Here is a 23,562-nt window from a genome sequence, read left to right on the forward strand (position 1 = left end):
CGTCGGTTGCTGTCCCCGTACTGTATTCGCCCTCCGGGCGTTGCGGACCTCTCCGCGCGCGTCACACCCGCCCCCCCGGGCCTCGGCCCGTGGAGGTCAGACAAGCAGCAGCACCTTGCTCTCGTACGGTGCGAACTGCAGGTCGAGGGTCGTGTCGCCGCCCTGCAGCAGATCCCGGGCCTCGCTGCCGGCGAGGCCCTCCACCTCGATGCGCCCCGCGCGGGGGGCATCCGCGAGGTTCAGAGCGATGAGCAGGTGCTGCCCGTCCGGCGTGGACAGCACACTGGCGCGGATGTCATCCGGCGTCCGCACCCGCGCCTGCACGCCGGCCTGCGCCGCCAGGTCGAGCACGAGCCCGGCCACGCCGCCCCCGGCAATCTCACGCCCCTCGCGCGTGAAGTCGTCCCCGACGCCCTGCTTGGTCGAGCACGCGAGCCCCAGGTTCACGCCCGACATGATCGCCTGCCCGCGCCCGTACCCGTGCCGGAGCACCGCCGCCTGGCCGTCGTCGTACCTGGCCACGACTTCAGCCCCCGAGGGCTGCCAGAAGGCCTGGAACAGGCTGCCCTCGACGGCGATCTCGCGCTCCCCCTGGGTTAGCATGATCCGCCGGCCACGCCCCTGCACGAGGTCGCGCTCACGCACGCCGAAGACCTCGGCGAAGCCCCCGCCGGGGACTTCACGCGGCAGCGACAGGTCGTGGTTGAAGCCGCACAGGTACGGGTCGGACAGCAGCGTGCCGCCCTGGCGGACGTACTCCCGGAGTGGCTCCCGCGCGGCCTCGCACAGCGCCGCGGGGTTGGGCAGGACGATCAGCTTGTACCGTGCCAGCGCCGCTGCGGCGAGCCGCTCCTCATGCAGCACATCCACCGGGATGTTGGCGTCCCAGAAGATGCGATAGGCGCCGCTGAGGGCGTCCACGCTGAGCTGGCAGTTGCGGTGCTGCGTCCAGTCGGCCATGAAGGTGCGGTAGCTGAACAGCAGGGCGACTTCGGCCGGCTCCACCCGCGCGGAGCGGAAGAGCGCCGCATGGTCATTGAGCGTCTTGCCAACTTGCGCCACAGCGCGCAGCAGCTCCGTCTCCTCCCCGGCGTAGTCCGTCAGCCCGAAGGCCCCGATCTCCGACCCGTGTGCTTCCTTGCGATACTGCCAGAACAGCAGCCCCTGCGCCCCGTGGCGCAGTGACTCCCAACAGAACATCGCCTCGACCTCCGGCCGGATGCGGCCGTTGCGGCCAAAGCCCTGGCCGTAGTCACCCGCCCCCAGCTCCGACTGCCAGAACTCCTTGCCCCCGGCGGCGCAGCGGGTGGCGTCCGTGCCCAGGCCCACCATCAGCGTCTGCGGCACGGACGACGGGAAGGCGCTGTAGCCCCACATGTCCACCGAGTCGGCGTTCTTCCAGTCGTCGAAGGCCATCGCCCCGAGCTGCCCGCACGTCACGCACCCGCCGCCCCAGGCGTGGGCGATGACCGGCTTGCGCGTGTGCTTGCGGATGAGATCGCTGCGGCGCTGCACCAGCGCGGCAATGCTCTCGGCGGCGAAGGTGCGGAAGTCCACCCAGTCGCTGAAGCCGAAGAGCCACGTCGGCGGCCGCACCTCGGCCCAGTCCGAAAAGCGCCGTCCCCATGCCTCGCCGACGCCTGCAAGCGTCCCGTACTTCCCGCGCAGCCACTGGCGGAACGCCTCCCGGCTGGCCTCGCAGTAGCAGAAGCAGCCGATGGGGTTCTCCGTCATGTCCACCCACACATGCGGCTCGTTGATCGGCTCGAAGAAGGCGACGGCGGGGTGATCGCCGCAGTGGCTGACGACGCCCTCGATGAAGCGCGCCTCCAGCTCCTGCGTCAGGGCGTGGTCCGGACACAGCCCCGGCCACCCGCCCGAGGGCGTGTTGGCGCGCTGAGCGGACTCGAACGGCCGCCCCTTGATGTCCACATACCACAGGTCGCGGTGCTGGCGGATCGCCCATTCGGGGCAGCCGTGCAGGTGCATCAGCAGCCCCACTCGCAGTTCGTTCGCCGCCGCGAGGTCCAGGAACGTGTCGAGATAGTCGAAGTCAATCTCGCCGGGCCGGGGTTCGAGTACGCCCCACACGAGCCAGGCGCGGATCGTGTTGAAGCCGGCGGCGCGCATGTTCGCCAGGTCGCGCGCCCAGTCCGCACGCGGCGGCGTCAGCCCCCGCAGGTATTGCGAGCCGAAGGGGAAGTGGTCGGATGCAGCCATGTTCGCATTCGCCTCAGCTAGAGATCATCCCAGCAGCCGGGCCGCATACGCGCGGACATACGCGCGCGGATCGTCCGCGTATGGGGCCGCCAGCTCCGGCGCCGGGGCGCCGAGCTGCCGGAGTGCGTCGGCGGTCGCCAGGTGCAGCGCCCACGTGATGTCGTGCCCGCGCGCCTCGTCATGCCTCATCGAGTTCTGGATGCGGCCGGTCGTCGGCAGGTCATCCCGCGCGATGAACGCCCGCAGTGGCGCCACCCCCGCCGGATCGCCGATGCGCCCCAGTGCCCGCACCGCCGCGATCAGCACATCGGCCGGAGCGTCCTCGGCCAGCACTGCCGCCGTCGGCGCCACCGCGCCGCGCTCCTGCAGCCGCCCCAGCAGCGCCATCGCCACGACCCAGCGCGGGGCCATGCGGATCAGGTAGTAGTCCGGCTCATCGAGACGGCTGCGGGGCAGGCGCTCGTCGCGGGCGGCGAAGACCGCCAGCAGCTCCTCGGCCGCCTCCGGCAGGCCGGTCATCGCCCCGGCCACGGCACACCACCAGCGCGTGTTCTCATTGTCCGAGGCCAGACCCGCCCGCAGCGCCGGGGCGGCCGCCGTCCCGTGCTGATACAGGTGCCACACGGCGACCCGTGGCAGCTCGTCCACGAGTTCGGCTACGAGGGCCTCGGGAGCGGGCAGGGCCTCCTCGGCCGGCCAGTCGTCCAGCATCGCTCCCGTCTCACGCAGCTTGCCCTGCAGTTCGGCCACCTCGAACCCGCGCACATCGCCCCCGTCCGCCGCGGCCAGTGCTGCCGCTGTGCCCGCGGCTTCGCCGATGCGGTACATGTCGCGGATCATGCGGAAGAGCATATGGGCCTCGCGGCTGACCGAGACGGCGCGGCACGCGACCAGCACGTTGGCCACCCCCTGCGGCGTCAGGCAGCGGTACGGCAGCTCGTGTGGCATCGAGCGCTGCCAGAACCCCAGCCCCCACACCCATAGCAGCGCCTCGTCGTTCTCGTTCTCATAGTCGTAGGCGTGGTTGTCCTGATGTCCGCGCGTGAAGGCGATCACGTCAGGGAAGTGGCGGTTCGCCACCTGGTCGGCGAGCGTGAGCGTGTAGTCGCCCACAATGTGCCGGCTCTGGCGCAAGCCCAGGAGATACGAGATGTTGAAGGGGCGGTCCTCGGCGGCGAACGTGTCGCGCCAGTAGAGCTGCAGGGCGTGCCGCCGCCCGCGCGTGAGGTCCGCCACATCGCGCGGGTCCACGTAGCCGGCGTCGAAGTTGTGCATGGTCAGCTTGTCGCCCGCAAAGCGCGCCGCACTCTGGCTGTACTGGTGGCTCACGCCGTCGCTCGCGCGGCCGTAGGCCATCGGCGCCCCGGCATGGGCCGCCACGTCGGCGTCGCCGGTGCCATCCACGACGACCGCCGGGGCTACCAGGTGCAGGCGTCCCGGCGCCGCCAGCAGGACGTTCGCGACGCGGTCGCCCGCGCGCGTGGCGGCGACTGCAGTCCAGCCGTAGCGCACGGCCACTCCGGCCTCGCCCAGGAGGCGGTCCAGCGCCAGCTTCCGCGCCTCGGGATGGAAGCCGTGCATGCGGTCGCGCCCGCCCATGTCATCGGCGATCAGGTCCGCCGCCGCGTGCAGCTCGTCCTGCAGGCCGCCCTCGACGCCCCAGTAGTAGGCGTGGATGCCGCCGCAGGTCGGGATCCCGCCCAGCGCCCAACCGGCCTCGAACAGCAGCGTCTGCGCCCCATTCCGCGCCGCGGCCCACCCGGCAATGGCCCCGCCCGTCCCGCCGCCGAAGACAGTGACATCGCTGGCCTCGGCCTGGAGGCTGATGTCTTCGGCGAGGCTCAGATCATCCGGCGCCGCACCGCCTGCTGCCGCCGCCAACGCCCCGGCCCGCGCCCCGTCGGCCGACAGCGCCGCCAGGTCGCCCCAGCCCGCGTTGCTGACCCACGCCCCCGCCCCAAGCAGGTTCGGCAGCGGCGCCTCGGCCGACGCCAGGTGCGCCCCGCTGAGCGGCACCATCACATGCCCCGAATGCGACACGAGCGCACCGGCCAGCCCCGGCACGGCTTCGCGGCACGCCTTCGCCACGGCCTGCTCGGCCAGCCGCGACGCCCGATGCAGCGCCGCCGGCACCACCTCGCCATCATATGGCGCGCTCCCCGTCAGCGTCACACACACCTCGCCCGGCCACGTCGGGTACGCCGCGAGCGCGAAGCCCTCAACCTCGCCCGGCAGCCCGGACAGGTCCTCGCCGGCGAACTGGAAGGTGAGCGTGCGCGTGGCCGTGACCGTCTCGGGCACGACGAACTCCGCCCCCGCGTTCCGGAAGAGCACGCCGCCCTCGGTCGCGTCCACGATGGCGCCCGCGGCGATCGTGTACAGGCCGTCCTTGCCGGCCATGAGCACACCCGCTGCCCGCCCCTCGCGCTCGATGGCGCGAATGGGGATCGCGTACAGCAGCACGGTCACACCGGCCTCGGTCAGCATCTGGTCCGCGACCATCTGCGCCAGGGCCGGGTCCAGCCAGCCCCCGTGCGCCCCACCGGCCGCGGCAACTCGGTCGGCCAGGGCGGACAGGTGCGCGTCAGCCGGCTCGCCGACGCGGCCCTGCAGGGCGATGGTCAGTTCGCTCGCCAACGCCGGCCCGGCGGCGGCGACCATGGTCTGCCGGCCGTGCACGGTCGCTTCCAGGGCGGCCGAGAACGCCACGAGGCCATCGCCGATGACGATGACCTCACTGTTGAAGCGTTGACGGGCATGGAGGGGATACATGGACACGATGGCAGTACTCCTGTAGCAGTAGTGATCCGGTTGTGTGAGTGAGCCGATTATGTGAATGAGCCGAGTCACGGGGTGTCCGCCGTAGCGCACAGCGCGAAGGCGGACGGGGCCCCGTGAACCAGCCGCTACCCGCCGGGCAGGTAGTCCTCCCGCACTGGCGCAAAGACCTCCACCGCCACCGCGTCAGCCGTCGCCTGCGCCTCGTGCTCCACCTCGCCGGGAATGCACCAGCTATCGCCCGGCGCCACGTCGTACTCGTGCTCGCCGATGGTCAGGCGCATGTGGCCGCTGACGAGATAGCCGGTCTGCTCGTGGGGGTGTGCGTGCCGGGGCAGGACACTGCCCGTCTTCAGGCGGAACTCCGCCATGAGCGTCCTGTCACCATGCGCCAGCGTCTTGCGCGTGATGCCGGGCACCGCCGGAAGATGGTCGTCGTCACTGTGTCGGCTGAACATGGCCATTGGCTCTCACCACCCCGTCCTTTCCTTCCCTCTGAGCCGAAGTCCTCTCCCCTGTGCAGGGCGAACCGCGTCGTCCGGCGAAGTCATGCCTGAACGCGATCTACCGAGGTCCGCACAGGCGGCGGGTGCCGCGTCGTGTGCGGCGGGCCCCGCCGCCCGGGGGACGCCAGCCGTGGGGCCCACCGCACACGACGCGGCACCCACGGCCTGAGTGCGTCCCGGCACCCAGCCCGCAACTGAGGTCAGCCCATGTATGAGCTTCGCCCCCCGAGTATCGTGGTCTTGCAGGACGTGCTCGACGATCCCGCCATGGCGGCGTCGTACGAGCGGATGCGTGCCGCCCTGCCGCCCGAGACGCCCGTGCAGGTCGTGACCGACGACCAGATCGCCGACCTGGTCATGGAGCAGGACTGGCCCAGCCTGTGCCATCGCATGGGCATGCCCCCTCCCGCCGGCGACCCCGTCCTGTTCGTGGGCCGCATGCGCTGGGACGGCCAGTGGCCCCGCTGGCAGGAGACCATCCAGCAACGCCATCCCAACGCCCCCTTGGCGATGCTGCAGAAGCTCTTCGGCTATGACGCCTTCAGCTATGCCGGCGGCTGCAAGGACCCCTCCGGCCCCGAGCAGCCCTTCGGCGTGTGCCGGCCCGCCTGGCGGCTGCACCTGACGTGGGGCTGCCCGCACAAGTGCTTCTACTGCGGCTTCACCGGCGCCATGACCGCCATGGTCAACCTCGACGAGTACCGCGAGAGGCTCGCGCGGCTCGTCGAGAAGAACCCCTGGGAGTTGTGCTGGCTCTATGACGACGATGGCGAGGCCCTCGCGCTGGAGCCCGAACTGGGCGGCATGAAGATGCTGGCCGAGTACTTCGGCACGACCGAGGACCGCTACCTCACTGTCCACACCAAGAGCGCCAACGTGGACTTCCTGGAGCACCTGGACCATCGCGGCCACACGATTCTCACCTGGAGCCTCACCGGCCGCACTCAGAGCGCCCTCATGGAGGCCCGCAGCGGCACCATGGAGGAGCGCATCGCGGCCGCCGCCAGGGCCATCTCCTGGGGCTACACGGCGCGCTTCAAGTTCAAGCCCATTGTCCCGGTCGTGGGCTGGCGCGAGGAGCTGGCGGAGATGATCCGCCTCGTTTTCGAGCAGACCCGCCCCGACAACATCACGCTCTTCACGCTGGCGTGGATGAGCCACGCCGACCTGGTCAAGCTGGCCGACACGAGCATGATTGACCCCTGGGCCCTGGACGCCGCCGCGGCCGCCGCTGACGAGATGAAGGGCGTGACCACCGGCCCCTTCCCGCCTCACGTCCGCCAGGCCATCTACGACTTCGCCCTCGAGGAGATCCGCAAGTACGACCGTGAAGTCCCGGTCGCCCTCTCCACGGAGACCGCCGAGATGTGGCGTATCATGGGGCCGAAGCTGGGCGTGGACCCCAACAACTACGTCTGCGGCTGCGGCCCCCAGGTCACGCCCGGCCTGCGCAAGCTGCCGTGCAACCCATGGCGGGTCGCCGACCCCGTCGCCCTGGCGGAGGGATAACGCCCCACCGGCGAGGACCTCAACTGGTGAACAGGGCCCCACAACCGGACGCCCACGGCCCCCCCGGCGAACGCCAACGCCTCCATGTGGCGATCCAGGGCACCGTGCAGGGCGTCGGCTTCCGCCCCTTCGTCTACCGGCTCGCGACCACCCTCCACCTGCCCGGCTGGGTTCTCAACTCCCTGCAGGGCGTGACCATCGAAGTCGAGGGCGACGCGGCTGCCCTCGCCGCCTTCGTGCATGGCCTGGAGCACGACAAGCCCGCCCTCGCCACGATCCACAGCCTGCAGACCACGATGCTCGACCCGGTGGGCTTCACGGCGTTCGAGATCCGCCACAGCGACTCCGAGGCCGGCGTGGCGGGAGCGCTGATCCTGCCGGACCTGGCGACCTGCCCCGACTGCCTGCGCGAAGTCCTCGATCCCCACGACCGCCGCTACCGCTACCCCTTCACCAACTGCACCAACTGCGGCCCGCGCTTCAGCATCATCCAGGGCCTCCCATATGATCGCCCGCAAACGACCATGCGCGGCTTCACGATGTGCGAGGCCTGCACCCGCGAGTACGAGGACCCGCTCGACCGCCGTTTCCACGCCCAACCCAACGCCTGCCCGACCTGCGGCCCCCACCTGGAGCTGTGGTCGCCACCGCCCGTGCCGTTGCCCGCGCCGTTCTCCGTGCCGTTGGAGGGGCCGGCTATTAGCCGGCCCGCCGTCGTTGCCACTCACGACGCCGCCCTGCGCCTCGCCGCCCAGGCCCTCCGCGAGGGCCGCATTCTCGCCCTCAAGGGCCTCGGCGGCTTCCACCTGCTGGTGGATGCCCGCGACGAGGCGGCCGTCCGGCGCCTGCGCGAGCGCAAGCGCCGCGAGGAGAAGCCCCTCGCCCTGATGATGCCCTCGCTGGAGCACGCCCGGCAGGCCTGCGAGATTGGGGCCGAGGAAGAGCGCCTGCTGCTGTCCCCCCAGTGCCCGATCCTCCTGCTCCGCCGCCGCCCGGGCGCGGACATCGCCCCCGCGGTCGCCCCCGGCAACCCGTGCCTGGGCGTGATGCTGCCGTACACACCGCTGCACCACCTGTTGCTGGGCGACCTGGGCTTCGCGGTGGTCGCCACGAGCGGCAATCTGAGTGATGAGCCCATCTGCACCGACGAGCACGAGGCCCTCGCGCGGCTGCATGGCCTGGCGGACCTGTTCCTGGTCCACAACCGCCCCATTGCCCGCCACATGGATGACTCGGTCGTCCGCCTGATCGCGGGCCGCCCGATGATGCTCCGCCGTGCCCGCGGCTACGCCCCCCTCCCGGTGCCGCTGCCGTGGGAGCGCCGGCATCCTGCCGGCACACTCGCCCTCGGCGCCCACCTCAAGAACGCCACCGCCCTCGCCCTCGGCCAGTCGGCCTTCCTCAGCCAGCACATCGGCGACCTGGAGACCGCGCAGGCCCTCGAGGCCTTCCGCCGCGTGTCGCGGGAGCTGCCGGAGTTGTACGGCGTCCAGCCCGACCGCGTGGTCTGCGACGAGCACCCGGACTACCTCTCCACCCAGCACGCACACGCGAGCGGCCTGCCGGTGGTGACGGTCCAGCACCACGTGGCCCACCTGCTCTCGTGCATGGCGGAGAACGAGCTGTCCGAGCCGGTGCTGGGCTTCTCGTGGGACGGCAGCGGCTACGGGGGCGACGGCACGCTCTGGGGCGGCGAGGTCCTGCTGGCGGATGGGGGCGTCCGCCGCGTCGCGCACTTCCGGCTCTTCCGGCTCCCCGGCGGCGACCGCGCCATCAAGGAGCCCCGCCGGGCGGCCCTCGGCGTCCTCTACGAGCTGTACGGCGACGCCGCTTGCGACATGGACGTGGCGCCCGTCCGCGACTTCGCTCCGCCGGAGCTGGGTGTCCTCCGGCAGATGCTGAGCCAGAGCGTCAACACCCCGCGCACCTCCAGCGTCGGCCGCCTCTTTGATGCCGTCGCCTCGCTCATCGGCCTCCGCCAGCAGGCCGCTTTCGAGGGCCAGGCAGCGATGGAGCTGGAGTACGCCCTCGACGGGATCGAGACCGAGGAGGCGTATCCGTTGGACCGCGGGCTTTCCAGCCCGCGCGGGGCAAGCGGGCTGGAAAGCCCGCGGTCCCTCGACTGGCGCCCGCTCATCGAGGCCCTCCTGGCCGACGTGCACGCCGGCATGCCCGCCCCCCTCATCTCCGCCCGTTTCCACAATGCCCTCGCGCAGGTCATCGTGGACCTGGCGCAGCACTTCGGGCAGGAGAAGATCGCCTTGAGCGGCGGCTGCTTCCAGAACAAGTTCCTGTCCGAGCGCGTCATTACACTGGCCCGGCGCGCCGGCCTGCGCCCGTACTGGCACCAGAACGTCCCGCCCAATGACGGCGGCATCGCCCTGGGCCAGCTTGTATACGCCGTCAGGTACGCACCGTAGAAGGGTTCGCCCAAGACCCGCACAAGGAGCCACGCATGTGTCTGGCAGTGCCCGGCCAGATCGTCGAGACTGCTGAAGAGGGCCTCGCCCGCACTGCGCGGGTGAGTTTCGGCGGTCTGGTCAAGCAGATCAGCCTCGCCGTCCTGCCCGAGGCGCGGGTCGGCGACTACGTCATGGTCCACGCCGGCTTCGCCATCAGCGTCGTGGATGAAGCCGAGGCGGCCGAAGTCTGGGGCGTCCTGGAGCAGATGGCGGCCCTGGCGGAGGAGGAGACGCCATGAGGTTCGTCAGCGAGTACCGCGACGCCGCGGCCTGCCAACAGCTCGCCCAGGCCATCGAGCGCCTTGTGACGCGCCCCTGGACGATCATGGAGGTCTGCGGCGGCCAGACCCATGCCATCGTGAAGTTCGGCCTGGACCAACTGCTGCCCCCGCAGGTGACGCTGATCCACGGCCCCGGCTGCCCGGTGTGTGTGACGCCGCTGGAGATGATCGAGAAGGCCCTGCAACTGGCCGCCCGGCCGGAAGTGACCTTCTGCTCCTTCGGCGACATGCTCCGCGTGCCAGGCTGCAGCCAGGACCTGCTGGCGGTCAAGGCCTCCGGCGGTGACGTGCGCGTCGTCTACTCCCCCCTCGACGCGGTGCAGCTGGCCCGCGACGAGCCGGACCGCGAGGTCGTCTTCTTCGCCGTCGGGTTCGAGACGACCGCACCTGCCAACGCCATGGCGGCAGTTCAGGCGCACGAGCTGGGTCTGCCCAACTTCTCCCTGCTCGTCTCCCATGTGCTCGTCCCACCGGCCGTCGAGAGCCTGCTCTCCGCGCCCGACTGCCGCATCGAGGGCCTCCTCGCCGCCGGCCATGTCTGCACCGTGATGGGCTGCCACGAGTATGAGCCCCTGGCGGCGCGCTACCATGTGCCCATCGTCGTCACCGGCTTCGAGCCGGTGGACATCCTGCAGGGCGTGCATGCCTGCCTGAGGCAGCTTGAGGAGGGCCGGGCCGAGGTGGAGAACGCCTATGCCCGGTCGGTGCGGCCGGAGGGCAACCAGCCGGCCCAGGAGCTGATCCGCGAGGTCTTCGAGGTCGTGCCCCGCAAGTGGCGCGGCCTGGGCGAGATCCCCCGCAGCGGCCTGGGCCTGCGCGAGCCCTATGCCGCCCTCGATGCCGAGCGCCGCTTCGGCCTCACCGACACCGACGTGCCCGAGCCGGAGGCGTGCCTGAGCGGCCAGGTGCTGCAGGGCCTCACCCGCCCCATGGACTGCCCGGCGTTCGGCCGGGAGTGCACCCCGGAGCATCCCCTCGGCGCGACGATGGTGTCGTCGGAGGGCACGTGCGCAGCCTACTACCACTACCGGCGCCAACGCGGGCTGCAAAGCCCGCGCTCCCCCGCGGAGGGTTCGGCATGAGCGACCTGCAGTGCCCCATCCCCAAACGCGACTACGACCGCGTGCTCACGGCCCACGGCGGCGGCGGACGGCTGATGCAACAACTCCTCGCCGACATCTTCTTCCCCGCCTTCGCCAACGATCTCCTCGGCCGCCGCCACGATGCGGCCGTCCTCACACTGGAGGGCGGGGCTGCCGGTCCGCGCCTGGCCTTCACCACCGACAGCTACGTGATCCGCCCGCTCTTCTTCCCCGGCGGCAGCATCGGCCACCTGGCCGTCTACGGCACAGTCAACGACCTCGCCATGGCCGGCGCCCGCCCGCTGGTGCTCAGCGCCGGCTTCATCCTCGAAGAGGGCTTCCCGATTGAGGAGCTGCAGCGTGTGGTGGCGGACATGCGCGACGCGGCGGCCGCCGCGCAGGTGCAGATCGTCACCGGCGACACCAAGGTCGTCGAGCACGGCCGCGAGGACGGCCTCTATGTCAACACGGCGGGGATCGGCGCCATCGAGCACAACCTGACCATCGAGCCGCAGAGCGTGCGGCCGGGTGATGCCATCATCCTCAGCGGCGACATCGCTCGCCACGGCATCGCCGTCATGAGCGTGCGGGAGGGGCTGGAGTTCGAGAGTGCCATCGAGAGTGACTGCGCGCCCCTGGCCGGTCTCGTCGGGGACCTGCTGGCGGAGGGGCTACAGGTCCATTGCCTGCGCGACCTCACGCGCGGGGGTCTGGCCGCCGGTGTCATCGAGATTGCGCAGACAGCGGGGCTGCAGGTCCACCTGCGCGAGCGTGACATCCCGGTGCGCGACGACGTCCTGGGGGCCTGTGAGATCCTGGGGCTCGATCCGCTCTACGTGGCGAACGAGGGCCGCTGTGTCGCCTTCGTGCCCGCAGAGCAAGCCGACCGTGCCGTGGCCACGATGCGCTCCCATCCCGCCGGCGCGGCCGCCACGGTGATCGGCCACGTGACCGCAGGCGCCGACCCCGGCCTGGTGACCCTGGAGACCGTCACGGGCACCTCGCGCGTGGTGGACCTCCTCAGCGGGGAGCAACTACCGCGCATCTGCTAGCCCCATCCGCGTGGGGCCGGACATCCTGGACGGCCCGCCCCCTACGGCGTCGCCCCGAATACCTCCACCTCATCCAGCATCGCCCACCCTCTCCGCTCTGCCCGAATCCGTACATACCGCGCCGCCGTGCCCGGCAGGTGCACCGTCAGGAACGTCGTCTGGCCCCGCCCGCCGGGCTCTGCCGGCGGGGCGTCGCTCTGCCTCGGAGCGCTCCACGTCTCCCCGTCGGCGGAGGTCGTGACCGTCACCGCGCTCGGGAAGTACACTCCCCCGGGGCCGCCGCCTACGCAGTGCACCCGCACGATGCCGACCGGCGTCGGCTGCAGCAGGTCCACCGTCACCTCCGGGCTGCCCTCACTCCACCCGACCGACTTGCCCCAGCCCTCGCCAGGGCGCGAGTACACCCCATCGGTCAGCCGACCGCCCGTGTCCGCGTACTTGGCGGAGGAAGTCGGTGGCGTCGTGCTGTACGAGCCTCCCCCGGCCACGTTCTTGCCCCCCGACAGCACTTCGACCTCACTGAGCATCAGCCACGACTTGGGCCGGAAGGAGAGCTTGACGAAGCGCACCGGTGCGGACGGGAAGCTGAGCTGCAGCCACGCCAACTCACTCAGCTCCTCCCCCACCGTCTCCGAGCCGGTCACGCTCTTCTCCGGGTTGTTGTCGCGCAGCAGCCGCCACTTCACCCCGTCCTCCGAGCCGAGGACGCAGATGCTGTCAGGGCAGTGCACCGCGGCGTACCCGCCGCCCTGCGCATGCACCCGCACCGCCTCGACCTGCCGCACCGCTCCCAGGTCCAGCACCACGGACACCGCTTGGTTGAACCAGCCCACCGTCTTCCCGTCCCCGAACCCCTTCTCGGTCAGCACACCATCGGTCAGTTCCTTGCCCTCGGTATCGGCGTACCTGGCCGGGAAGGGCGGGGCGAGGCGATAGGGCTTGCCGGAGGCCAGGTTGGTCGCCCGCTGCACCTGGAACTCGTCCCAGGAGGTGTTCGGGCCGCCGGTCAGGTTGAAGGTGACCGTCTTCGTCGGCGCCGGTGGAAGCGGCATCTCGAGCCACGACTCCCCGGGGCGAGTCACGCGCTGGACCGAGCCCCCCGCGGGCTTCGCGTCGCCGGCGAGGCTCACGCTGCAGGTTGCCGGCGGGGCGCCCGCGGGAGACACGACATGCACCCGCGCGTTCTGCAAGTACCACGGCTCGGCGAAGTCGAAGCCCACACTCCCCCGGCCGTTCTTGAAGCGCACCGCGGCCGACGGCTGGGTCGCCGGGGCGAGGCGCCCGTCGGTCAGGACCGTGTTGCCGCTCGGGGCGCTCCCCGGCTGCAACTCCCCCTGCACGACCGCTGGCACGCCCCACAGTTGGTGCTGGCCCGGGAAGACGACGACTTCATCCACACCGAGTCGCTGCCCCTCCGTGCCGGATAGCTCCAGGCGCAGGTACCGGGCGAACCGCGGCGCGAACAGGGTCACGGCGAACCCGCTGCGCCACTGCCCCGACTGCCCCAGCGGCGGGCAGCCGACCTCCGTGCCCTCCTGGTAGTGCGTGCCGTCGCTGCTGGTGGACACCCGAACCGTGGCCGCCGCCGCGGGGCTGCCGCCCTCGCGGGAAGCGAGATGTACGCGCACATCGCCGACGATCTGCGCGCCGCCCAGATCCACGTCCAGCCGTGCCGGGGCCGCGGCCGACAGCACGCGCCCGGCCTGCTCGGCCCGGCACAGCCACAGCCCGTCCGTCAGCGTCGGCGCCGCCTGCCCGTTGAGCTTGCAGGCCGCTCCCTCCGCCAGCGACACCGGCCGCCGCCGGTACGTGCCCTTGTGGAAGCGGTACAGGTCGTCGTACAGCCGGTTGCACTCGGGGTTGTCGCTGGCATACAGCTTGGCGACGGAGTCGTAGCTCTGGTAGTAGGCGCGGGCGCAGCCGTGCATGTAGCCGTCCAGCTCCGCCGCGCCATGGTTGAGATACAGTTGCAGCTCCAGCCGGTTGCCCGGGTCGGTGTCGGTGGCGTAGTCCAGCTCCATCTCGACACCCAGGCCCCCCTCGCGGGCGAGGTTGGCGTTCCGGGTGAGCCGCTCCTCATCGGCCACGACGGCCCCCACCGGCACGCTCATGAAGGCATAGTTGGGCTGCATGATCGCCAGGTCGAAGCCCAGGTTGCGCCACTTCTCGAAGCCCGGCGCCGAGAACCACGGGATCCAGTGGAAGTTCAGCCCCTGCTCGTGCAGGTACTGACCGGTGGCGCGCCCCACGGCCTCGTCGCGGCCCCCGATCCCCTCGTTCATCCAGTAGCAGCCGTCCAGCTTCAGGTGGCGGTAGTGCTGCTCTCCCCACCGCGTACGGATGGCGTCCACCACCCACCGAAAGGCCTTGACCCGGTCGGCGTCCACGGCGGCGTTCTCGGGCTGCCCGTCGCCATCCACATCGCCGAAGTCCTTCGTCTGGGGCGACAGGTAGGGGATCATGATGATGACGCGGGAGACACGGCCGGGGGACTTCAGGCGCTGGCCGACCGCCTCGATGCAGGCATCGAGCGCCGCCAGGTTCCGGTCGGGCATGAAGAGCTGGTCCACGTAGAACTGCCAGTCGCTGAACTTGGCCGACCCGTTGATGTAGTCGCCCCCGGTCGGCGCGCCCCCGAACATCAGGAACAGCCACGCATCGTAGAACCAGTCGCGCGGCACGCCCCCGGCCGCCTTGTCCAAGTAGGCAACATAGGGCAGGAAGTCCTGCTGGGCCCAGTGGCCGGGCGCCATGTACGCGAGCATGATGTCGTGCATGCTCCCGTAGCGCTCAGCCTCAGGCGGCGCATAGTCGGCGTGAACCAGTGAGCTGAGCGGCAGCAGCATGAGGAGGGGAAGAGCGTAGCGCATGGCGGAGGGTTCGCCCATGAGTCGTCTTGACCTGCCAGTGGGGTGCCCACTGCTCGCCGAGACCCGCCAACGCGACACAGGTCGTGGGTGTCGCGCCGTGTGCGACGGGCCCCGCGACCTGCGGCTATCTACCCCTTCATCCCGCTGAGCACGATCCCGCGCACGAAGTACCGCTGCCCCACCAGGAACACCACGATCACCGGCGCCATGACCATCACACTCGCGGCCATCAGCAGCGGCCAGTCCGTGTTGTACTGACTCATGAAGGCGTACAGCCCCAGCATCAGCGGGCGCTTCTCCATCGAGTTGATGACGATCAGCGGCCACATGAACGAGTTCCACGTGCCCAGGAAGATGAAGGTCGTCAGCGTCGCCAGCGCCGGTCCGGAGAGGGGGAGGATCACATTGCGGTACACACCCCACAACCCGCAGCCATCCATCTTCGCCGCGTCCTCCAGATCGCGCGGGATGGACAGGAAGAACTGCCGCAGCAGGAACGTGCCGTACGCCGTGAACATCGGCGGCAGGATCATCGCCAGGTAGGTGTCCACCCACCCCATCACCTTCAGCAGCACGAACACGGGGATCATGGTCACGACCGACGGCACCATCATCGTGCCCAGGTAGCCCAGGAAGAGGCGGTCGCGCCCGGGGAAGCTCAGGCGCGCGAAGGCGAAGGCCGCCAGGCTGGACGTGAACACCGCCCCCGCCGTGACCAGGATCGTGACGATCAGCGAGTTGAGGTAGAAGGCGACGAAGGCGTTCCGCAGCGGGAAGCCCGGGAAGTGCAGCGGCCCCAGCTTCGCGAACCCCAGGTTGAGCTGGTAGGGCAGGTCCCACGACAGCCAGTTGCGCTGCAGCCGCAGTGCGCGCCAGGCCTCCGGGTAGTTGCTCCACCGCAGGCGCACCTGCTTGACCGGGGTGAGCACGCCAGGAGCCAGGCGCACGGTGAAGGGCTGCCCGAGCTGGCCGTCCGCCAGCAGCGCCGCCACCTCGGCCTCCCCGGGCGCGGTGCGCAGCCGCACGACGCGCTGCCCGGTACGCCCGACACTCCCGTCGGGCGACACACCGGCATCGGTACGCCCGACACTCTTGTCGGGCGACGCACCCGTACCCCCGCGCCCGACAGGAGTGTCGGGCGTACCGGCAAGGATGAAGACCGGCAACTCCTCCCCCGTCCTCGGGTCGCGCCATGTCTGCGGCTCGCGCGGGACGAACTGCGGCGGGAACTCCCCGACCGCATCGGGTGCCTTGAGCGAAGTCGAGACCATCCACAGCAGCGGCAGCAGCATCGTCACGCCGCCGACGATGAGCGCGGCATGCGCGACGGCTGGCCACGGGTTGCGCGGGCGTCGGCGCTTCATGGCAGCGGCTGCCCCGGGGGCGGTGGTGGTGCCAGTGGCAGTGGCGGCGGGGGCGGGGGCACGGGGGGCCGCGGCGGAGTGGGTGTGGCGGCCTGCAGCGGCTTGAGCACCCCACGGGCCAACTGGAACTGTGCCGAGCTGCGGATGTCGTCCCGCAGGTGGGTGAAGAAGTCGTCCTCGGTCATCTCGGGGCTCAGGCCGCCGTGCTGTGGCGTCATCTCCTGCATCTTCAGCAGGTGCTGCTCCCACAGTGCCGCCACCGTCGTCGGCCGGTGGTAGACGATGGTCTTGCTGGGCTGACTATCAATGCTGGGGTGGCTCCGGCGGCCGACGCTGGTGAGGTCCGCGCCATCGTTGAACAGGCTGGTGAACTCGGCGTAGGTCAGGCCCTGGCCGGAGACGGCCTTGATGGCCCCCGCCGCCCCGGCCGAATGGTAGGTCACGTCCGCGAAGGCCTGGTTCTCCTCGTGCACGCAGGCATACATGATCGGCGCGAACTGCAGCTCCGGGACCAGGAACGTGGTGAAGTGGCGGAAGCCGAGCGCCGCCAGTTCGTCGAGCAGCCTCTCGATGCGACCGGCGGCGGGCTCGGGGACCGGTTCGCGCGGCGACTGGAAGCTGATCTCGCGCGGCATCTGCCCGGCCGACAGGTGGATGTTGCAGAGCTTGAAGAACCCGACGAACCACGCGGACAGGATGAATGTGACCGGGTTGCCGGCCGCGCGGTACAGCTCGCGCCACGTCACCGCCGCCATGTTCACCGAATACCACTGCTGGGGGTTGGGGTACTCCGTCAGCGATCGCTCAGCCATGGTTCCCTCCGCCGCCTACGCGTATTCGTCCGTGATCCCGCGCACAATCTGCACCCAGTCACGCAGCAACTCCGGCTTGTGGTCCACCGTCTGCACGTCCTTGAGATTGATGTCCACGTAACAGCCCCTCATCGCTGCCATCCCCTCGCGGATGATCCGCTTGATCTTGTCGGGGTAGAACCCACAGCAGATCATCTCCGCCGGGCTAGGCCGCCACGAGATGATGTAGTCCGTGCCGATCTGCTCGGCGCACTTCGCCGGGTCGGCCACCGGCGTCACCGAGAACCGCCGCAGGTTCCGCACCTGCCGCAGCATGTCCACCTTGTGGGTCAGGTCCTCACAGCACCCGTACGAGGCGAGGCCGAACTGCTCCATGATCGGGCGCTGGTATTGTAGCAGGAATTCGTCATGCATGCGCGGCCCGATGAGCGCGTACTCCTGGGCGGCAAAGAACGTCCACAGGCTGCTCCGCTGCACGCCATACACGTTCGGCGCCGGGTCGGGCAGCTCGCGCGAGTAGCACATCGCCTGCGCGTTGTGGTTGGTCAGGCTCCAGTCGCCCGCCGCCTCGGCCTCGTCGTGGGACTTAAGGATCCCGTCGCGCATGAACGACAGCAGCTCATGCAGCCACGCCACGTTGTCGGTCATGTCGAGCATGAGTTGATCCAGGCCGCGCAGGTAGAACAGCGCCGTGGACAGGTCCGCCCACCAGCCCGACCACAGCGGCGACCGGTCCACCGTCACCGTCAGCAGGTCGCCGACGGCGTCCCCGAGCTTCTGGACGTTGGCCGCCGTCGCCTCCTCATTGATCTCGTGCTTCGGCACGACCATCCTGTCGAGGTCCGACAGCTCCTGCAGTGCCGGCTTGTGCTTCCACGCCCCGCCCGCCACCCCGCTGTGGGTGTAGGTGTGTCCGACGCCCCAGATGCCGTTCGGCGGGCTCCAGACCGAGGCCCGCACCGTGAGCCAGGGCTCGATGATCGTGTCCTCGCGCAGGCTGTGCTTGAAGATCGCCTGCTTGAGTTGTGTCTCGTAGGTCCGGTAGAAGGGGTCCTCACACCGCGGCTCGGCATCGGGATGCTCGGGCCAGGCCGCCTCCCAGCCGCAGATGATGAGTGGCCGGGTGCGCTCGAAGCTGTTGTGGCCGCGCCACAGCTCGCGCTTCTCGTCCTGGATCTGGTCGGCCGCGATGTCGGCGACCTGTGTGGCCAGGTTCCGCAGGATGGCGACGTCGGCTGAAGTGGACATGCCGGCTCCTTCGCGACGGAATTGGGTCAGGCGATTGCCTCACCCGCGCGCCATGGCGATGACCTCGCGCACGCGCAGGTCGAAGAAGTTGTTCTGGTGGGCCGCCTTGAGCACGATGGCGCAGTCGCAGCCCTTGCCGCTGCCGCCCAGCGCGATGATGTCCTCACTCGTCGGGGCGCAGGCCGCGTCGGCGGCCATGACCGCGATCTCAATCGCGACTTTCATCCCCTGCCCCAGGCACCGGTACGCATACGCGATGATCTCCAGCGGACCGATGGTCCCGAACTTGTTCTTGATCGCGCGCTCCACCCCGCTCAGCGCGTGGGAACAGATGACGACCTCAATGCCCTGCGCCCGCAGCTCCTCGCGTCGCGCCACCGGCATCGCGTCATCGCCCTGCTGGAAGCCCGCGTGGTAGCTGACGCACACCACCCGCATGTCCCGGTCGCCCACAGCGGCCCGCAGCTTCTCGGCGCTGTCGCCGCTCGTCGAGGCCACGACGAGGACCCGCACGCCCAACTCCTCGGCCCGCTGCACGGCCGCCGCGATGGTCGCCTCCGTATTGGCCGGCCCCGCCTGGTCGAAGTACACGATGTCCTTGCGCATGACGTGGTCTCCTTCATGGACGGCGTCGCCGTGGGAGCAGGCACAACCCGACCAGCCCCACGGCGAAGACCAGCGCCCCCTGCAGCGCCCAGACGCCATCGGCGAAGAGGTTCGTCCGATGGATGTCCTGGGCTCCGAAGGCCACCGTGACGGCCCGCAGGTCCGCCCCCGACGCCGCGACGGCCCGGTAGTGCGCGTACGCCAACTGCAACTGGCGCCAGTCCTGCAGGGCGAAGTAACCGCTGATGCCAACGACCAGCAGCCCCGGCACGACGACGAGCACGATCAGCAGTAGTTGCCGCACGATCCCTCACAGTACCGCGGGCGGCCGCGCCCGGACGCCACGGGAGCACGGCCAGCAGAGCTGGCCCTGGCACGCGGCGCAGGGGTGCCACGGCCAGGCCCCCTGGCCGTGCCCGGGCGAGCGCCCGCCTTACAGCGTCTTCCCCGCAACCCGCACCCGGCCTGGACCGCCTTCGTTCAGCGTCCGCAGGACGTTCGGCGATCCGCAGGATCGCCCCTCAGCCCGGCGCTTCAGCGCCGGGGAAGGGCGCCCCCTCCTCTCCTCCTCCGGCCTGTCGTCCCTAGCCCAACTCCGGCGCCTCGCGCAACTCCACAACCGCGCCTGCGGTCTCGTGCAGCTCCAACACGATCAGCTCATTCTCGCCCGCCTTGAGCAGTGGCGCCGGGATGTAGAGCGTGCGCTGCGGGCCGATCTCCCAGTGCCGCCCCAGGTTGAACCCGTTGAGCCAGCAGACGCCTTTCGTCCACCCGGGCAGCGCCAGGAACGTGTCGGCCGGCTCGTCTACGGTGAACGTCCCTCGGAAGAACGCCGGGCCCGTCAGGCAGTCCACGGGCGCGAACTGCAGCCCCCGCAGGTCCTCCAGCAGCAGCGGGTAGATCTCCCAGCCGAACAGGAACTGCTGCCCGTGCCGCGCGCACAGCGTAATGCCCTTGCGGTCGTGCAGGTGGAACCCGTAGTTCACCCGGCCCATGTTCTCGACCAGTAGGTCGAGCCGGTGCGCGCCCGGGCCGAACGCCGCCTTCACCTGCGACTCCTCGTCATTGCGGTACACCACGCCCCGGTACTCCCCGTCCACAAACACCAGCGCCCGGTCGTGACAGTCCTGCAGGACGATCGGCATCTCATCACGCGGCCCGACGACTTCCGTCCGGTACAGGATGAACCCGAAGTCCTGCCCGACCGCCTCCATCGGGTCGGGCGTGGCGCTGTGCACCGGCGACGCCAGCCGCTCCAGGTTGTCCAGCAGCCCCGCCCGCTGGGTCAGCGCCACCTGCCCGTACGCCCGCTTCACCGAGTCCGCCGGCGCCGGCCCGCCCGGCAGCTCCCGCACTTTCCCGATCACCTCGCGGAAGGCGTGGTACTTGGGCGTCAGGTCCCCGGCCTCATTGATCGGCGCGTCGTCGTCATAGCTGTTGACGGTCGGCTCATAGCCCTTGCCGTGGTTGGCCCCGTTGAAGAACCCGAAGTTGGTGCCGCCATGGAACATGTAGATGCTCACTGACGCGCCCTGCCCGAGGATCTCGTCGAGCGTCGCGGCGGCATCTTCCGCGGGGCGCGTGTGGTGCGCCTCGCCCCAGTGGTCGAACCATCCGCACCAGAACTCCCCGCACATCATCGGCCCGGTCGGCTGCCACTGCCGCAGCTTCGCGAACGCCCCGGTGGCGTTGGAGCCGAAGTTGGCGACCTTCAGCACGTCGGGCAGCGTCCCGCCCTCGAGCATGAAGTCCCCGGGCCCGTCGGACGTGAACAGCAGCCCCTCATAGCCCCGCGCCCGCAGCCCGTCGCGGATGTGGGCCAGGTAGGTCTTGTCGTTGCCATAGCTGCCGTACTCATTCTCCACCTGCAGCGCCACGATGGGCCCGCCGGCCGACGCCTGCAGCGGCACGAGGCGCTCCATCAGCGCGTCCAGGTACCGGTCCACGGCCTCCAGGTACGGCGGGTAGTGGCACCGCAGCCGCATCCCCGGGTCGGCCAGCAGCCACGCCGGCAGCCCGCCCAGGTCCCATTCCGAGCAGATGTACGGACCCGGCCGCACGATGCACATCAGGCCCTGCTCGGCCGCCATCTCCAGGTACCGCGGCAGGTCCTGCCAGCCGCTGAAGTCGAACACGCCGGGCCTGATCTCGTGGACATTCCACGCCACATAGGTCTCCAGCGCGTTACAGCCGGACCACGCCAGCTTCCGCAGCCGGTCCGCCCAGTAGTCGGGGTGGATACGGAAGTAGTGCATGGCCCCGGCAATGATCTGCACGGGCCGTCCGTCCTGCACGAAGTCGTTGCCGACGATGCTGAGCGGTTGCATGGGTTGCCTCTGACGATGGCGGTGGGATGGGGGGACGGGATCCGGGAATCGGGTAAGGCCTTACCCCTCCCTTCAGGGAGGGGTCGCCGCGAAGCGGCGGGGGTAGGACGCCGTACCACCAGCCGAGAGGCTTCCTACCCCCCCGACCCCCTCCCTCAAGGGAGGGGGAGAAGCCGTCACCCCTCCCTTCCGCGCTCGTGAGCGAGCGCGGGAGGGGTCGCCGCGTGGCGGCGGGGGTAGGACGCCATGCAGCCGGGGGCCGAGGCAGTGTGCGGCGAGCCCCACACCAACCCAGGGCCCGCCGCCCTCTCCCCCGATTTCCGAATCCCGATTCCCGATTCCCGCCGTTGCCGTTCACAGCTTCCAGGGATCGCGGCGGCGGAACGGCGTCTTGAACTGGTTCTCGATGCGCCCGGTCTGCTCCAGGTGCATCATGCAGGCTCGGATGCAGCCGCGCGCGCCCTCCAGCGCCCGGCCGTAGTCGTACGTCGGCCCAACCTTGTAGCGCTGCGCGTCGCCCACGGGCTGCGCGAAGCCCTCCTGGTCGCCGGGGTTGGTCATGAACGGGTTGAACTCCGGGGACATGCCGCAGAAGTACCGGCTGCACAGGTCGTAGTCAATGTCGCCCCACTCCACATCCACACCGGCCAGCCTGATCTTCACGGACTTGTTGGTCGGCAGCGCCGCCCCGGTGCAGTCGCGCGCGCACAGCATGCAGCGGTCGCAGATGGTGCCCGGCTGGATGATCGGGTCCGGCTCGAGTTCCGCATCGGTGATGATGGCGGCGAGGCGCTGGCGCGGGCCGAACTTCTTGGTCAGCAGCATCTTGCTCCAGCCGATCTCCCCGACCCCGGCGGCCATGGCCGCGATGCGCAGGTGCAGGAACACATCCGGCGCGGGCCGCCCCTCGGCCACGGGCTTGCTGAACGTCAGCCGTGGCTGCCCGTCGGCGCTGGCGTTGTTGGTCCACGGGAAGTTGTTGGAGATGGGCACCGCCTCATAGCCCTCATCCTCGATCATGGCCGTGACCTTCCACAGCACCGTCGGCTGCAGCACATGGTTGATCGCTGCGTAGCCCATCGAGGCGTACGACACGTAGAAGGTCCCCTCCTCGATGCCGCGGAGGCTGCCGCGCGGGATGCGGAAGCCCATGACGATCATGGACTTGGCCTCGGGGGAGATCTGGCGCGGGTCGCTCTGCAAGGGCGCCCCCTCGAAGCGGTCCATCGAGGCGATCCCGACCACGTCAGCCCCGGCGTTGAGGCAGAACTGCTTCACATCTGCGGCGGTAAGCATGTGAGTCTCCTTGGACACGTGGGAGGGGTCACCGGCCCCGACCCTTCGCGGTCGGTGACGGCTCCTACAGGATCACGACAGCAACTCCTCCGCCTTCGCCACCACCCGCTCGACTGTCAGTTGCAGCGTCTTCTCCCCCAGCTCCACGTTGGCCTGCTGGATACCCGCAATGATCTCGGGGCGGTTGGCCTGCAGTTGCGACCGCCGCGGGTGGCCCAGAATCCGCTCTGCGCGCGGCAGGTCCGTATAGCCAGGCGCGGTCGCCATGATGAGGGAGGTCTCCCACATGACGCCATGCCCGCCGCTGCCGGGGGTCTCCCGTGCCAGCTCGGCCAGGAAGTCCTGCACGAGGCTGTAGGTCCCTGCCCCGAAGAACTTCATGCCGCGAATGACCCCGCCGTGGGCCTCAGTCATGTCGCGCAGCAGCGTGTCAGCCGGGGCGTGGCCGGCCAGCGCGATGGCCGCCCTGAAGCCCATGTCGGCCATGCCCTCGAGCACCTCGGTGTAGGCCAACTCGCACAGCTCGCGGCTGACGAACAGGCTGGGCGGGTACAGCTCCTTGTCCCCGGCCCGCATCTCCTCGCGCGACAGGCCGGGGAAGTATGCCGGGGCGAAGGGGATCAGCGGGAACACGATGCCGCCGGTGATCCTGGCGGCGCGCAGGCACACCTCATACGGTGGCCACATGTCGGTGCCCAGCGGGTTGTGCAGGCCATGCTCCTCGGGCGCGGCAGCGGCCAGGTAGGCCAGTGGCGCCCGCTCGAACTCGGCGGTGAACTCTTCAGGGAGGAGGTCCTCCCAGCGATGGGATTGCATGGTCTCCATCCTCATGTCGGCGGCCCCTTCGGGGCGCGCCGGGATGTGCGAATGTTCCCCGCCTCCGCCCGTGGGCTCCCGCCCACGGCTACACACGAGGCCCCCTTCGGGGGCACACGACCACGACCACATCCAACGCCCGGGCTACCCCCCGTCCGGCGCCCCGGCGGCCGTGCCCGTTCGGCGTCCTGGCGCCAGTGACCGTCCTGCGCCTCGGCGGCTGTGGCCGCTCGGCGCCCCGGCGTCAGTGGTCGTCCTGTGCCCCACCGGCCGTGCCCGTTCGGCGCCGAAGGCGCCCGCGTACGTAGCCGTGGGCGGAAGCCCACGGACCCT

Annotated in this window: 17 protein-coding genes; 5 read left to right on the forward strand and 12 right to left on the reverse strand. The window is 70.2% G+C overall.

Annotation, left to right across the window (positions count from 1 at the left end):
- Positions 1-96: 96 nt before the first annotated feature.
- The 3 genes from LLH23_19965 to LLH23_19975 all read right to left on the reverse strand — a co-directional run bounded on the left by LLH23_19965 (position 97) and on the right by LLH23_19975 (position 5,456).
- Positions 97-2,220 (reverse strand): beta-galactosidase, encoded by a 2,124-nt coding sequence (locus LLH23_19965; GenBank protein ID MCE5240744.1) that lies wholly within the window; start codon positions 2,218-2,220, stop codon positions 97-99.
- 24 nt (positions 2,221-2,244) lie between these two features.
- Positions 2,245-4,992: an FAD-dependent oxidoreductase gene (locus tag LLH23_19970; protein MCE5240745.1), complete on the reverse strand. Its 2,748-nt coding sequence runs from the start codon at positions 4,990-4,992 to the stop codon at positions 2,245-2,247.
- A 134-nt stretch (positions 4,993-5,126) separates the two neighbouring features.
- Positions 5,127-5,456 (reverse strand): cupin domain-containing protein, encoded by a 330-nt coding sequence (locus LLH23_19975; protein ID MCE5240746.1) that lies wholly within the window; start codon positions 5,454-5,456, stop codon positions 5,127-5,129.
- A 255-nt stretch (positions 5,457-5,711) separates the two neighbouring features.
- Here LLH23_19975 and LLH23_19980 point away from each other — a divergent pair, with 255 nt between their 5' ends.
- From LLH23_19980 to hypE, 5 genes are read left to right on the forward strand one after another with little or no spacing between them, the layout of a single operon-like run.
- Positions 5,712-7,013: a hypothetical protein gene (locus LLH23_19980; protein MCE5240747.1), complete on the forward strand. Its 1,302-nt coding sequence runs from the start codon at positions 5,712-5,714 to the stop codon at positions 7,011-7,013.
- A 26-nt stretch (positions 7,014-7,039) separates the two neighbouring features.
- Positions 7,040-9,433 (forward strand): carbamoyltransferase HypF, encoded by a 2,394-nt coding sequence (gene hypF, locus LLH23_19985; GenBank protein ID MCE5240748.1) that lies wholly within the window; start codon positions 7,040-7,042, stop codon positions 9,431-9,433.
- Between the two features lie 35 nt (positions 9,434-9,468).
- Positions 9,469-9,714, forward strand: a complete 246-nt coding sequence (locus tag LLH23_19990; protein MCE5240749.1) for a HypC/HybG/HupF family hydrogenase formation chaperone — start codon at positions 9,469-9,471, stop codon at positions 9,712-9,714.
- Complete coding sequence (gene hypD, locus LLH23_19995; protein ID MCE5240750.1) at positions 9,711-10,838, forward strand: hydrogenase formation protein HypD; 1,128 nt, start codon at positions 9,711-9,713, stop codon at positions 10,836-10,838. The genes LLH23_19990 and hypD overlap by 4 nt, the downstream gene beginning before the upstream one ends.
- Entirely contained in the window at positions 10,835-11,890 is a 1,056-nt protein-coding gene (gene hypE, locus LLH23_20000; GenBank protein MCE5240751.1) for a hydrogenase expression/formation protein HypE, read from the forward strand. Before hypD ends, hypE begins: the two co-directional genes overlap by 4 nt.
- Positions 11,891-11,931: 41 nt before the next feature.
- Here hypE and LLH23_20005 read toward each other — a convergent pair whose 3' ends face one another.
- From LLH23_20005 to LLH23_20045, 9 genes are all read right to left on the reverse strand, one after another.
- Positions 11,932-14,760 carry a DUF4855 domain-containing protein gene (locus LLH23_20005; GenBank protein ID MCE5240752.1) on the reverse strand — a complete coding sequence of 943 codons (2,829 nt, stop codon included), beginning with the start codon at positions 14,758-14,760 and terminating at the stop codon, positions 11,932-11,934.
- A gap of 128 nt (positions 14,761-14,888) precedes the next feature.
- Entirely contained in the window at positions 14,889-16,124 is a 1,236-nt protein-coding gene (locus LLH23_20010) for a carbohydrate ABC transporter permease (protein ID MCE5240753.1), read from the reverse strand.
- Positions 16,121-16,936: a hypothetical protein gene (locus LLH23_20015; GenBank protein ID MCE5240754.1), complete on the reverse strand. Its 816-nt coding sequence runs from the start codon at positions 16,934-16,936 to the stop codon at positions 16,121-16,123. The genes LLH23_20010 and LLH23_20015 overlap by 4 nt, the downstream gene beginning before the upstream one ends.
- Before the next feature lie 15 nt (positions 16,937-16,951).
- A complete protein-coding gene (locus LLH23_20020) occupies positions 16,952-18,184 on the reverse strand; it encodes a hypothetical protein (GenBank protein MCE5240755.1) in 1,233 nt (410 codons plus the stop codon).
- 39 nt (positions 18,185-18,223) lie between these two features.
- Positions 18,224-18,790 carry a hypothetical protein gene (locus tag LLH23_20025; GenBank protein ID MCE5240756.1) on the reverse strand — a complete coding sequence of 189 codons (567 nt, stop codon included), beginning with the start codon at positions 18,788-18,790 and terminating at the stop codon, positions 18,224-18,226.
- A 13-nt stretch (positions 18,791-18,803) separates the two neighbouring features.
- Complete coding sequence (locus LLH23_20030) at positions 18,804-19,094, reverse strand: hypothetical protein (GenBank protein MCE5240757.1); 291 nt, start codon at positions 19,092-19,094, stop codon at positions 18,804-18,806.
- A 280-nt stretch (positions 19,095-19,374) separates the two neighbouring features.
- The gene (locus tag LLH23_20035; protein MCE5240758.1) at positions 19,375-21,117 is read right to left on the reverse strand and encodes a beta-galactosidase; all 1,743 of its coding nucleotides are present in this window, start codon (positions 21,115-21,117) and stop codon (positions 19,375-19,377) included.
- Between the two features lie 354 nt (positions 21,118-21,471).
- Entirely contained in the window at positions 21,472-22,413 is a 942-nt protein-coding gene (locus tag LLH23_20040) for a hypothetical protein (GenBank protein MCE5240759.1), read from the reverse strand.
- Between the two features lie 72 nt (positions 22,414-22,485).
- A complete protein-coding gene (locus tag LLH23_20045; GenBank protein ID MCE5240760.1) occupies positions 22,486-23,229 on the reverse strand; it encodes a creatininase family protein in 744 nt (247 codons plus the stop codon).
- Between the last annotated feature and the right edge of the window lie 333 nt (positions 23,230-23,562).

The sequence above is a fragment of the bacterium genome (assembly GCA_021372615.1).
Classification (GTDB): Bacteria; Armatimonadota; Zipacnadia; order Zipacnadales; family UBA11051; genus JAJFUB01.